Here is a 12,474-nt window from a genome sequence, read left to right as displayed (position 1 = left end):
CAGCCTGTGGACAACGCCCACGGAAGACTCACCGAAACTCGGGCGAGAAATCCCGCATATCGGTCATATTTACTCCTAGTCTGACATTGCACTCGCCCGTCCTGTCCACAGGGCTTGCGCACCTGTCCCACTTCGGCTATCGGGAAGGACGGCCACGCCATGCCCGCAGATCTCGCCGTCATCGGACTCGGCCCTTACGGCCTGCCCCTGGCTCAGGCCGCCGTCGCCGCCGGCGTCGCCACCATCGGCTACCGGACCGGCCCCGAGGCCGGCTCGCTCAGCCCCGCCGAACAGCGCCGGATGCTCTCGGGGGGCTTCCGCCCGACCACGAACGCCGCCGAACTCGGCCGGGTGCGCACCGCGGTCATCTGCGCACCGACCCCGCGGGGCGCGGACGGCGGACTGGACCTGAGCCAGCTGGAGGCGGCCGCCCGCACCCTGGCCGCCCACCTGCGCCCGCACACCACTGTGATCCTGGAGTCACCTGTGTACCCAGGGACGACAGAGGCAATCCTGCGCCCCCTCCTCGAAGAGGGATCGGGTCTGCGCGCGGGACGCGACTTCCACCTCGCCTACTCCCCCAGCCGCGTCGACCCCGGCAACCGCGACTTCACCCCCGCCAACACCCCCAAGGTCATCGGCGGCCTCACCCCGGCCTGCACGGAGTCGGCCGCCGCCTTCTACGGACGGCTCACCGACAAGGTGGTACGCGCGCGTGGACCCCGCGAGGCGGAGACCGTGCAGCTCCTGGAGACCAACTACCGGCACGTCAACATCGCCCTCGTCAACGAGATGGCCGTCCTCTGCCACGACCTGGGCGTCGACCTGTGGGACGTCGTCCGCTGTGCGGAGACCAAGCCGTTCGGCTTCCAGGCCTTCCGCCCCGGCCCCGGCGTCGGCGGCCACGCCGTCCCGCAGGACCTGACCGCCCACGGCGGCCGCACCCTGCGCATGGTGGAACTGGCCCAGCAGGTCAACAGCCGGATGCCCGGCTACGTCGTCCAGCGCGCCGCCACGCTCCTCAACGAGCACGGCAAGTCGGCCCGCGGCGCACGTGTGCTGCTCCTGGGCGTCACCTACAAGCCCGACCTCGCCGACCTGCACGGCACCCCCGCGCAGGAGATCGCCCTGCGCCTGATGGAACTGGGCGCCTCGGTCAGCTACCACGACCCGCACGTCCCCGCCTGGAGCGTCCTGGACCGCCCCGTCCCCCGCGTGGACTCCCTCTACGAGGCGGTCGCCGACGCGGACCTGACCATCCTCCTCCAGCAGCACCGCACGTACGACCTGCAAGGCCTGTCGGTGAAGGCACAGCTGCTGCTGGACACGCGGGGGGCGGCGCCTACGGGGGCGGCTCATCGGTTGTGAAGAGGGGCGCGTGGGGGCGCTGAGCCCCCTGGGCTGGTGGCGCGGGGCACCCCGCCGCCAGTACCTTGGGAGACGGCGGAGCCCACCGCAGAGGCCACTGCGGCAGGCTTCTGGATGGATCACGGAGTGTCCGCCCCCAGTCTTCGTGGGGGCGGCCGCTCACCATCCGAAAAGTCGCAAGATCCACCTCCTCCGGCACTGCACCATCCGAAGACGGAGTCGGTCCCAGCGGGTGGGCTTGCGGTGGCGTCCCATGGGCGCCCCCTTCCACGACGCCACCCATTGGCCCGGTAGGCAGCACGTCGGAATCGGGCCGGGCCCCGAGGGGCCGGGGTCCGGAACCGTGTCCTTGGAAGGGGGCGCCCAGAAGAGCCTGGGCGCCGATCACGGACACCAGCGCCTCGGAACCGCCCTCCACCGCACCATCCGGCCCGAAGGCAACCACGCGCCCTCATACGGCAACACGCGCCCCGTCAGGGCCAGTTGCGCACGCGAAAGGGCCCGGTCACTCACCCGAGTGACCAGGCCCTTCCTCGTCCTGGGGGCTACCGACTACCGCCGGTGCTGCGAGTCCGCCACCGTCACCTCGACCCGCTGGAACTCCTTCAGCTCGCTGTACCCGGTCGTGGCCATCGCCCGCCGCAGCGCACCGAAGAGGTTCATCGAACCGTCGGGGGTGTGGGACGGGCCGGTGAGGATCTCCTCGAGGGTGCCGACCGTGCCGAGGTCGACCTTCTGGCCGCGCGGCAGCTCCTCGTTCACGGCCTCCATGCCCCAGTGGTTGCCCTTGCCCGGGCCGTCGGTCGCGCGGGCGAGCGGGGAGCCCATCATGACCGCGTCGGCGCCGCAGGCGATCGCCTTGGGCAGGTCACCGGACCAGCCGACACCGCCGTCCGCGATCACGTGCACGTACCGGCCGCCGGACTCGTCCATGTAGTCGCGGCGGGCCGCGGCCACGTCGGCGACCGCGGTGGCCATCGGGACCTGGATGCCCAGCACGTTGCGCGTGGTGTGCGCGGCGCCGCCGCCGAAGCCGACCAGCACGCCCGCCGCGCCCGTGCGCATCAGGTGCAGGGCCGCGGTGTACGTGGCGCAGCCGCCGACGATCACCGGGACGTCCAGCTCGTAGATGAACTGCTTCAGGTTCAGCGGCTCGTGCGAACCGGAGACGTGCTCCGCCGAGACCGTCGTACCGCGGATGACGAAGAGGTCCACGCCCGCGTCGACGACGGCCTTGGAGAACTGGGCCGTGCGCTGCGGGGAGAGCGCGGCGGCCGTGACCACGCCCGAGTCGCGCACCTCCTTGATCCGCGCGCCGATCAGCTCCTCCTTGATGGGCGCGGCGTAGATCTCCTGAAGGCGCCGGGTCGCCGCGTCGGCGGGCAGCTCGGCGATCTCGTCGAGCAGCGGCTGCGGGTCCTCGTACCGCGTCCACAGACCTTCGAGGTTCAGCACGCCCAGGCCGCCGAGCTCGCCGATGCGGATGGCGGTGGCCGGGGAGACGACCGAGTCCATGGGAGCGGCCAGGAACGGCAGCTCGAAGCGGTAGGCGTCGATCTGCCAGGCGATCGAGACCTCCTTCGGGTCCCGCGTACGGCGGCTGGGGACGACGGCGATGTCGTCGAAGGCGTACGCCCGGCGGCCGCGCTTGCCGCGCCCGATCTCGATCTCAGTCACGTTGGTGGCCTTTCCCTGTTGCGTTTCAGCGTCTTCCAGTATCGCCGACGGGCACGGCGAGGGCGGCCCCGGATGCTCCGGGGCCGCCCTCGCCGTGCCTCACGCGCGCGGGGCCGTCACTTGCTACGGCTGTAGTTCGGCGCCTCGACCGTCATCTGGATGTCGTGCGGGTGGCTCTCCTTGAGGCCCGCCGAGGTGATCCGGACGAAGCGGCCCTTGGTCTCCATCTCCTCGATGGTGGCGGCGCCCACGTAGCCCATGGTCTGGCGCAGACCGCCGACGAGCTGGTGCAGCACGTTGGCCAGCGGGCCGCGGTAGGGCACCTGGCCCTCGATGCCCTCGGGCACGAGCTTGTCGTCGGAGGCCACCTCGGCCTGGAAGTAGCGGTCCTTCGAGTACGACCGGCCCTGGCCCCGGGACTGCATCGCGCCGAGCGAGCCCATCCCGCGGTAGGACTTGAACTGCTTGCCGTTGATGAACTGCAGCTCGCCCGGCGACTCCTCACAGCCGGCGAGGAGGCTGCCCAGCATCACCGTGTCGGCGCCGGCGGCCAGGGCCTTGCCGATGTCGCCGGAGTACTGCAGACCGCCGTCGCCGATCAGCGGGACGCCCGCCGGGCGGGCCGCGAGGGACGCCTCGTAGATGGCCGTGACCTGGGGGACACCGATGCCGGCGACCACGCGCGTGGTGCAGATCGAGCCGGGGCCCACGCCCACCTTGATGCCGTCGACGCCGGCGTCGATCAGCGCCTGGGCGCCGTCGCGGGTGGCGACGTTGCCGCCGATCACGTCGACGCCGACGCTCGACTTGATCTTCGACATCCAGCTCAGGGCGTTGCTGTTGTGGCCGTGCGAGGTGTCGACGACCAGGAAGTCCACCCCGGCCTCGGCCAGCGCCTGGGCCCGCTCGAGCGCCTCGGGGCTGGCGCCGACGGCGGCACCGACGATCAGGCGGCCCTCGGCGTCCTTCGCGGCGTTGGGGTACTGCTCGGCCTTGACGAAGTCCTTGACCGTGATGAGGCCCTTGAGCACGCCCGCGTCGTCGACCAGGGGAAGCTTCTCGATCTTGTGGCGGCGCAGCAGTTCCATGGCGTCGGCGCCGGAGATGCCGACCTTGCCGGTGACCAGCGGCATCGGGGTCATGACCTCGCGCACCTGACGGGTGCGGTCGGTCTCGAAGGCCATGTCACGGTTGGTGACGATGCCGAGCAGCTTGCCGGCCGGGTCGGTGACGGGGACGCCGCTGATGCGGAACTTGGCGCACAGGGCGTCGGCCTCGGCCAGCGTCGCGTCCGGGTGCACCGTGATGGGGTCGGTGACCATGCCGGACTCGGAGCGCTTCACCAGGTCGACCTGGTTGACCTGGTCCTCGACGGAGAGGTTGCGGTGCAGCACGCCGACGCCGCCCTGGCGGGCCATGGCGATCGCCATGCGGGACTCGGTGACCTTGTCCATCGCCGCGGAGAGCAGCGGGATGTTCACCCGGACGTTGCGGGAGATGCGGGACGAGGTGTCGACCGCGTTGGGGAGCACCTCGGATGCACCCGGCAGCAGCAGCACGTCGTCGTAGGTCAGCCCGAGTGTCGCGAATTTCTCGGGCACGCCGTCGACGTTGGCAGTCATGACACCTTCCCCAAATGGCCTTGATCGGTGCGGATGTCCATGCTAACGGGAAGCAGGGAGCCCGAATTCCAGCGTTCCGCCTGACCGGGGGCTTCGTATCTTCGTACGGAACCGGCGCAGTCCCTGTTCAACGAAGGCACTACTGCTCGGCGAGCGCCCTCAGCCTGCTCAGGGCCCGGTGCTGGGCCACACGGACCGCGCCGGGTGACATTCCCAACATCTGACCCGTCTCCTCCGCCGTCAACCCCACCGCGATCCGCAGCAGCAGCAGCTCCCGCTGGTTCTCCGGGAGGTTGGCCAGCAGCTTCTTGGCCCATTCGGCATCGCTGCTCAGCAGCGCCCGCTCCTCCGGACCCAGGGAGTCGTCGGGCCGCTCGGGCATCTCGTCCGAGGGGACGGCCGTCGAGCCCGGGTGCCGCATCGCCGCGCGCTGGAGGTCGGCGACCTTGTGCGCGGCGATCGCGAAGACGAAGGCCTCGAAAGGGCGCCCGGTGTCCCGGTAGCGGGGCAGTGCGAGGAGCACCGCCACGCAGACCTCCTGGGCGAGGTCCTCCACGAAGTGCCGGGCGTCGCCCGGGAGGCGGGACAGACGGGTGCGGCAGTAGCGCAGGGCCAGGGGGTGGACATGCGCGAGCAGGTCGTGCGTGGCCTGCTCGTCCCCGTCGACGGCGCGGTGGACGAGCGCGCCGATCGCCCCTTGGGCATTGACCGCCTCGTCGTCGCGCATCGGTCCATGGTGCCTTGCGGCCGCCGGGTCCGTGGCACCGCGCCCGTTGTTGTGCACCGAAGCGTTATGAGCAGGTGCGCCGGAACTCATCCCCTGCGCCCTCCCCTTCCGCTCGACCGACTCGTCCCCGAGGAACTCCACACCCTCAAGGATGCGGCATCCGCGGCGAAACGAGCAGCGGGCACCCGGCGGACCCCCGGCCCGCCCCCGCCGACCTGGCTTTCCGTGCCCCCACTGCGACCGCCGCCACACCCGCGATCGCCCCTGGGGCCTGCTGTTCGGATCGTCCCGGGGACGTGGGTCCTCGCGCGCATCCGCCCGAGCTCTCGACCTCGCCCGGCCGGGGGAAGGAAACCCCCACCGGCGCTGCCGTCGGCCGCCGGCTCCCGCACGCGCGGGTACGGCTCGCGCGGGGGCATCCGCGTGCCCCCGCTCTCCGGCCCGCGCCGGAGGCCGCGTGTCGAAGCCGGCCCGATCCAAACGACAGGCCCTAGCGCACCAGACCCCACCGGAAGCCGAGCGCCACGGCGTGGGCCCGGTCCGAGGCGCCGAGCTTCTTGAACAGGCGCCGGGCGTGCGTCTTGACGGTGTCCTCGGAGAGGAACAGCTCGCGGCCGATCTCCGCGTTCGAGCGGCCGTGGCTCATGCCTTCGAGAACCTGGATCTCACGCGCCGTGAGCGTCGGCGCGGCGCCCATCTCGGCCGAGCGCAGCCGGCGCGGGGCGAGCCGCCAGGTCGGGTCGGCCAGTGCCTGCGTCACCGTCGCGCGGAGCTCCGCGCGGGAGGCGTCCTTGTGCAGATAGCCGCGGGCACCGGCGGCGACCGCGAGGGCCACGCCGTCCAGGTCCTCGGCGACGGTGAGCATGATGATGCGCGCACCGGGGTCGGCGGACAGCAGCCGCCGGACCGTCTCGACGCCACCCAGACCGGGCATGCGTACGTCCATCAGAATCAGGTCCGAGCGGTCGGCCCCCCAGCGGCGGAGGACTTCCTCGCCGTTGGCCGCCGTCGTCACGCGCTCTACGCCGGGCACGGTTGCGACCGCGCGACGGAGCGCCTCTCGGGCAAGCGGGGAGTCGTCGCAGACGAGGACGGAAGTCATGGCCGCCCTCCGCAGCTGATGCGCGTCACCTTGAGCCTCCAGGCTGGTACGAAATCGTCACCTGTGCGGTCGACCGTCTCGGACACCTGCCCGAGCACTTGTTCCGTCAACCGCCTCGCACTCTCAACGACGGTCACTCGAAAGAGTTACGGGGGCGGCTGACATCTTCGGCACTCTACGTGAGGGGCCGGACACGGTGCAGACATGCGCAACAGACCCTCCAACTTTCATCACAACCTATGCCCCATTCAGACCCATTTCTTCCGCTTTGCCAGTGTTTAGAGCTAGATTCGCAATGAGTCATATTTTCATCTCCTTAGATCGTAGTTGTACGGTCGTGGACACCGGATCCGCCCAGAACGGCTACAAGGGGTCACGTAATGGCAGATTTCTCCCGCCTTCCCGGACCGAACGCGGACCTGTGGGACTGGCAGCTGCTGGCTGCCTGTCGCGGTGTGGACAGCTCGCTCTTCTTCCATCCGGAGGGCGAGCGCGGTGCGGCTCGGAGCGCTCGCGAGAACTCGGCCAAAGAGGTCTGCATGAGGTGCCCTGTGCGTGCCGAGTGCGCCGCCCACGCACTGGCGGTGCGTGAACCGTACGGCGTGTGGGGCGGCCTGACCGAGGACGAGCGGGAAGAGCTGATGGGGCGGGCGCGCAACCGGCTGGTGTCGGCGTCGGCATCCGGCGGGCACGCCGCCTCGAACAATTGAAGGAACGTTTCTGCGAGACAGGCACGCGCACGCGTGCCGTTGGTTTTTGACGCGGTTCCGCAGTGGCCCGACGCGGTTCCGCAGTGGCTAGCGGTGGCCCGCCCGTGCCAGTTGGTCGAGCGTCGCCGCCACCGCCGGGACCTGTGCGAGGTCGGGCAGGGTGAGCGCGACGATCTCCCGGCGCACCGCCGGTTCCAGCGTCACGGCCCGTACCCCCCGGGGCCGTACGGACTCGACGGCCAGCTGGGGCAGCACGGCCACGCCCAGACCGGCGCCGACCAGGCCGGCGACCGCCGGGTAGTCGTCGGTCGCGAAGTCGATGCGCGGAGTGAAGCCGGCCGCCGCGCACACCTCGACCAGCTGGCCGCGGCAGCGCGGGCAGCCCGCGATCCACGGCTCCCGCGCGAGCTCGCCGATGGCGACGGACTCCGCGCCCGCGAGCCGGTGCCGCTCCGGCACGAGCGCGACGAGCCGGTCCGTCAGCAGCGGCCGTACGACGAGGTCCTCCCACTCCTCGGCACCCGCCGCCCCCTCGTAGCGGAAGGCGAGCGCCACGTCGCAGTCGCCCTCGCGCAGCATGCCGACGGACGCGGGCGGTTCGGCCTCCTCGAGGAAGACCCGGGTGCCGGGGTGCGCGTCGCGCAGCGCTGCGAGGGCCGTCGGCACGAGGGTGGAGCTGCCGCTGGGGAAGGAGACGAGCCGGACCCGCCCCGCCCGCAGCCCGGCGATGGCGGCGACCTCCTCCTCCGCGGCCGTGAGCCCGGCGAGGATCCCGGCGGCGTGCCGCACCAGCGCCTCGCCGGCCTGGGTCAGGCGCATCTCGCGGCCCGTGCGGATCAGCACAGGAGTGCCGACGGAGGCTTCCAGGGCCTTCATCTGCTGACTGACGGCGGGCTGGGTGCAGCCCAGTTCGCGGCCCGCGGCGGAGAAGGAGCCGGTGGCCGCGACGGCGCGCAGTACGCGGAGATGACGAGCTTCGATCACCCTTCGAGGATAAGCGACCCTTTGAAGACGCTCCGAATAATGCGTCGACGCTTTGGGGCGGGGTCCCCTACCGTGCGGGCATGAAGCTTCTGTCAGTGAATCTGGGCCGTGCCACAGCTGTGCCGTACACGGACAACCCGGAGGGTGTGACCGGCATCGACAAACAGCCGGTGGACGGGCCGGTGCGGGTGTCGGCGCCCGGGCCCAAGGGCGTCGGCGGGAGCGGGCTGGCCGGGGACGCGGTGTGCAAGCTGGAGCACCACGGCGGCGACGACCAGGCGGTCTACGCGATGGCGCGCGAGGACCTGGACGCATGGGAGCGCGAGCTGGGCCGGCCGCTGGCGCACGGGGCTTTCGGCGAGAACCTCACGACCGAGGGCCTCGACGTCACCGGGGCGCGGATCGGCGAGCGCTGGCGCGTCGGGCCCGCGGTGGTGCTGGAGGTGACCTGCGGGAGGATCCCGTGCCGCACGTTCCAGGGCCATCTGGGCGAGAAGCAGTGGGTGAAGCGGTTCACGCAGCGGGGCGCGCCCGGGGCGTATCTGCGGGTGATCGAGCCCGGTGAGATACGGGCGGGCGACCCCGTCGAGCTCGTGCGCCGGCCGGAGCACGACGTGACGGTGGCCCTCCAGTTCCGGGCGGTGACCACCGAGCGGACGCTGCTGCCGCGGCTGCTGGCGGCGGGCGAGGCGCTGCACCCGGAGTCGCTGAGGGCGGCACGGGAGTACGTGGCCAAGCACGGAGCCTGACGGCCGCTCACCGTGCGGGTCTCCACCAGCCCTTCACCAGTGGGGTCCCGGTCCCCGCACGGAAGCGGACGCACAGAATCCAGGTCACTACCCTTCTGCCATGACAACGGCTCTGATTACGGGATCGACGGCAGGCATCGGGGCCGCGTTCGCGCGGCGACTGGCGGCGGACGGGCACAACCTCGTGCTGGTGGCCCGCGACACCAAACGGCTCCGGGAGCAGGCGACCGAGCTGCACGACCGGCACGGCATCGAGGCGGAGGTACTGACGGCCGACCTCGCCGAGGACAAGGGCATCGAGTCGGTGGCCGACCGGCTGGGCGACCGCAAGAACCCCGTCGACCTGCTGATCAACAACGCCGGCTTCGCCAACAAGGGCCGCTATCTCGACGTCCCCATGGCCGATGAGCTGCGGATGCTGAAGGTGCACTGCGAGGCGGTGCTGCGGCTGACGTCGGCGGCGACGGAGGCCATGAGGGAGCGCGGCCGCGGCGGGGTCGTGAATGTCGCGTCGGTGGCCGCGTTCGTCCCGCGGGGGACCTACGGCGCGTCCAAGGCCTGGGTCGTGCAGTTCTCCCAGGGCGCCGCGCGCGACCTGGCCGGCAGCGGCGTACGGCTCATGGCGCTCTGTCCCGGCTTCGTGCGCACCGAGTTCCACGAGCGGGCCGGCATGGGCACGGACAACATCCCGGGCTGGATGTGGCTCGACGCGGACAAGCTGGTGGCGGCGGCACTGCACGACCTGGCACGCGGCAAGACGCTGTCCATCCCGGACCCGCGCTACAAGGCGCTGATGGGGGCGGCGAAGCTGGTGCCGCGCGGGATGCTCGGGGCTGTCTCGTCCAGGACGGGGCGGAAGTACGGGCCGCGGTAGGCGCCTTGGGAACGGGTCCGGTTTCGTCGTTCCGGGCGCCCGGGCGGGCCGTGGCGGAGAGGGGCACGATCCTGCTCCCCGGCGGCGGGTGCGGCCCCGCTTCCGCCGCCGGCGCATGCCGTCGTGGTGCCGAGGTGCCGGGAGGCGACGGCCGGCTCCCGCTGGGACAATGAAGGTGCTCAGCCGGAACCAGGGGGGCCGGAGGCGAGGCCATGACCTTCGTACAGCTCATCGAATGCAGGACCAGCCGGCTCGACGAGATGAACCGGCTGATGGACACGTGGGTCGAGCAGACCAAGGGGAAGCGGACCGCTACGCACAGTGTGGTGGCGAAGGACCGGGCCGACGCCTCGCACATCGTCGAGATCGTGGAGTTCCCGTCGTACGAGGAGGCGATGCGGAACTCCGAGCTCCCGGAGACCGACCGGATCTTCCAGGAGATGGTGGCGCTCTGCGACGAGACGCCGACGTTCACGGACCTGGACGTGGTGCGGGACGAGCAGCTGAACTCGGCCACCGCGCGCAGGTTCTTCGAGCTGGCGCCCGGGCAGGGTGCGGCGCCCGCGTTCAACGACGTGTTCATCGAGGGCTACCACGACCACGATCCAGCCAATGCGCAGGACGTCATCGGGCTGGACGCGGTGCGGCGCGAGGTGGAGGTGTGGCGGGGCGGGTTCGACTTCTCGTTCACGATCGACGACCAGCTCGCCCAGGGAGACCGGGTCTGCACCCGGTGGACCTTCCACGGCAGGCACAAGGGCGACTTCCTCGGGATCCCGCCGACCGGGAAGGACGTCACCATGACCGGGACGACCATCCACCGCTGCACGCCGGACGGCAAGCTCGCCGAGGGCTGGTGGCAGTACGACCGGCTGGGGCTGATGCAGCAGCTCGGGGCGCTGGAGCCACTGGAGTTGTGAGCCGCGCAGGACCTAAGGGAGAAGCCCCCGTTCCGCACGAGGCGGGACGGGGGCTTCTGCCGCGAGGTCGGTGCCTCAGTGGGAGTGGCCGTGGCTGTGGCCAGCAGCGGCCGGCTCCTCCTCTTCCTTCTTCTCGACGACCAGGGTCTCGGTCGTGAGCAGGAGGGAGGCGATGGAGGCGGCGTTCTCCAGGGCGGAGCGGGTGACCTTGACCGGGTCGATGACGCCGGCCTTGATCAGGTCGCCGTACTCGCCGGTGGCGGCGTTGAAGCCCTGGCCCTTGTCGAGCTCGGCGACCTTGGAGGTGATGACGTAGCCCTCGAGGCCGGCGTTCTCGGCGATCCAGCGCAGCGGCTCCACGACCGCGCGGCGGACGACCGCGACACCGGTGGCCTCGTCGCCGGTCTTGCCGAGGCTGCCCTCGAGGACCTTGGCGGCGTGCACCAGGGCGGAGCCACCACCGGAGACGATGCCCTCCTCGACCGCGGCGCGGGTCGCGGAGATGGCGTCCTCCAGACGGTGCTTGCGCTCCTTGAGCTCGACCTCGGTGGCGGCACCCACGCGGATGACGCACACGCCGCCGGCCAGCTTCGCGAGGCGCTCCTGGAGCTTCTCGCGGTCCCAGTCGGAGTCGGTGGTCTCGATCTCGGCCTTGATCTGGGAGACGCGGCCCTCCACGTCCTCCTTCTTGCCGGCGCCGTCGACGACCGTGGTGTCGTCCTTGGTGACGGTGACGCGGCGGGCGGAGCCGAGGACGTCCAGGCCGACCTGGTCGAGCTTGAGGCCGACCTCCTCGGAGACGACCGTGGCGCCCGTGAGGACCGCCATGTCCTGGAGCATCGCCTTGCGGCGGTCGCCGAAGCCGGGGGCCTTCACCGCGACGGCGTTGAAGGTGCCGCGGATCTTGTTCACGACGAGGGTCGACAGGGCCTCGCCCTCGACGTCCTCGGCGATGATCAGCAGCGGCTTGGAGGAGTTGGCCTGGATGACCTTCTCCAGCAGCGGCAGGAGGTCCGCGATGGCGGAGATCTTGCCCTGCGTGATGAGGATGTACGGGTCGTCCAGGACGGCTTCCATGCGCTCCTGGTCCGTCACGAAGTACGGCGACAGGTAGCCCTTGTCGAAGGCCATGCCCTCGGTGAAGTCCAGCTCCAGACCGAAGGTGTTGGACTCCTCGACGGTGATGACACCGTCCTTGCCGACCTTGTCCATCGCCTCGGCGATGAGCTCGCCGACCTGCTGGTCCTGGGCGGACAGCCCGGCGACGGCGGCGATGTCGGACTTCTCGTCGATCGGGCGGGCCGAGGCGAGCAGGTCCTCGGAGACCGCGGCGACGGCGGCGTCGATGCCCTTCTTCAGGGCGGCCGGGGAGGCACCGGCGGCGACGTTCTTCAGGCCCTCGCGCACGAGCGCCTGGGCGAGCACGGTCGCGGTGGTCGTACCGTCACCCGCGATGTCGTTGGTCTTGGTCGCCACCTCCTTGACCAGCTGGGCACCGAGGTTCTCGTACGGGTCCTCGATCTCGACCTCGCGGGCGATCGTGACACCGTCGTTGGTGATGGTCGGGGCGCCGAACTTCTTGTCGATGACGACGTTGCGGCCCTTGGGGCCGATCGTCACCTTCACCGTGTCGGCGAGCTTGTTGACGCCGCGCTCGAGGGCGCGACGGGCGTCCTCGTCGAACTTCAGGATCTTCGCCATGGGAGCGTGAGCCCTCTTCCGGAATCTGGGTTAACGGCAC

General features: G+C 70.9%; 11 protein-coding genes. 5 read left to right on the top strand and 6 right to left on the bottom strand.

Annotated features, from left to right (window positions below):
• The first annotated feature begins 159 nt into the window (after positions 1–159).
• Positions 160–1,368 (top strand): nucleotide sugar dehydrogenase, encoded by a 1,209-nt coding sequence (locus V8690_RS26535; RefSeq protein ID WP_338782590.1) that lies wholly within the window; start codon positions 160–162, stop codon positions 1,366–1,368.
• A 552-nt stretch (positions 1,369–1,920) separates the two neighbouring features.
• Here V8690_RS26535 and V8690_RS26530 read toward each other — a convergent pair.
• From V8690_RS26530 to V8690_RS26515, 4 genes are all read right to left on the bottom strand, one after another.
• Positions 1,921–3,045: a GuaB3 family IMP dehydrogenase-related protein gene (locus tag V8690_RS26530; protein ID WP_338782589.1), complete on the bottom strand. Its 1,125-nt coding sequence runs from the start codon at positions 3,043–3,045 to the stop codon at positions 1,921–1,923.
• A 116-nt stretch (positions 3,046–3,161) separates the two neighbouring features.
• A complete protein-coding gene (gene guaB / locus V8690_RS26525; RefSeq protein WP_338782588.1) occupies positions 3,162–4,667 on the bottom strand; it encodes an IMP dehydrogenase in 1,506 nt (501 codons plus the stop codon).
• 139 nt (positions 4,668–4,806) lie between these two features.
• Positions 4,807–5,394 (bottom strand): sigma-70 family RNA polymerase sigma factor, encoded by a 588-nt coding sequence (locus tag V8690_RS26520; protein WP_010036508.1) that lies wholly within the window; start codon positions 5,392–5,394, stop codon positions 4,807–4,809.
• A 490-nt stretch (positions 5,395–5,884) separates the two neighbouring features.
• Positions 5,885–6,496, bottom strand: a complete 612-nt coding sequence (locus tag V8690_RS26515) for a response regulator transcription factor (RefSeq protein WP_003948568.1) — start codon at positions 6,494–6,496, stop codon at positions 5,885–5,887.
• Positions 6,497–6,876: 380 nt separating this feature from the next.
• Here V8690_RS26515 and V8690_RS26510 point away from each other — a divergent pair, with 380 nt between their 5' ends.
• Entirely contained in the window at positions 6,877–7,206 is a 330-nt protein-coding gene (locus V8690_RS26510; RefSeq protein ID WP_107455880.1) for a WhiB family transcriptional regulator, read from the top strand.
• An 87-nt stretch (positions 7,207–7,293) separates the two neighbouring features.
• On the opposite strand, the gene V8690_RS26505 is transcribed toward V8690_RS26510, so the two are convergent.
• Positions 7,294–8,190 (bottom strand): LysR family transcriptional regulator, encoded by an 897-nt coding sequence (locus V8690_RS26505; protein WP_338782587.1) that lies wholly within the window; start codon positions 8,188–8,190, stop codon positions 7,294–7,296.
• Positions 8,191–8,270: 80 nt separating this feature from the next.
• Between V8690_RS26505 and V8690_RS26500 the strand changes: the two genes are divergently transcribed.
• From V8690_RS26500 to V8690_RS26490, 3 genes are all read left to right on the top strand, one after another.
• On the top strand, positions 8,271–8,939 hold the full coding sequence (locus V8690_RS26500) for an MOSC domain-containing protein (RefSeq protein ID WP_338782586.1): 669 nt from the start codon (positions 8,271–8,273) through the stop codon (positions 8,937–8,939).
• Positions 8,940–9,039: 100 nt separating this feature from the next.
• A complete protein-coding gene (locus tag V8690_RS26495) occupies positions 9,040–9,813 on the top strand; it encodes an SDR family oxidoreductase (protein ID WP_338782585.1) in 774 nt (257 codons plus the stop codon).
• 212 nt (positions 9,814–10,025) lie between these two features.
• On the top strand, positions 10,026–10,733 hold the full coding sequence (locus V8690_RS26490) for an ester cyclase (RefSeq protein ID WP_338782584.1): 708 nt from the start codon (positions 10,026–10,028) through the stop codon (positions 10,731–10,733).
• 75 nt (positions 10,734–10,808) lie between these two features.
• Here the strand turns inward: V8690_RS26490 and groL are convergent, their stop codons facing one another.
• Positions 10,809–12,434: a chaperonin GroEL gene (gene groL / locus V8690_RS26485; protein WP_338782583.1), complete on the bottom strand. Its 1,626-nt coding sequence runs from the start codon at positions 12,432–12,434 to the stop codon at positions 10,809–10,811.
• Positions 12,435–12,474 lie beyond the last annotated feature (40 nt).

This window comes from Streptomyces sp. DG1A-41, from assembly GCF_037055355.1.
Lineage (GTDB): Bacteria > Actinomycetota > Actinomycetes > Streptomycetales > Streptomycetaceae > Streptomyces.
Note: the sequence above shows the minus strand (reverse complement) of the source record. Positions and strands in the feature narration are given on the sequence as shown.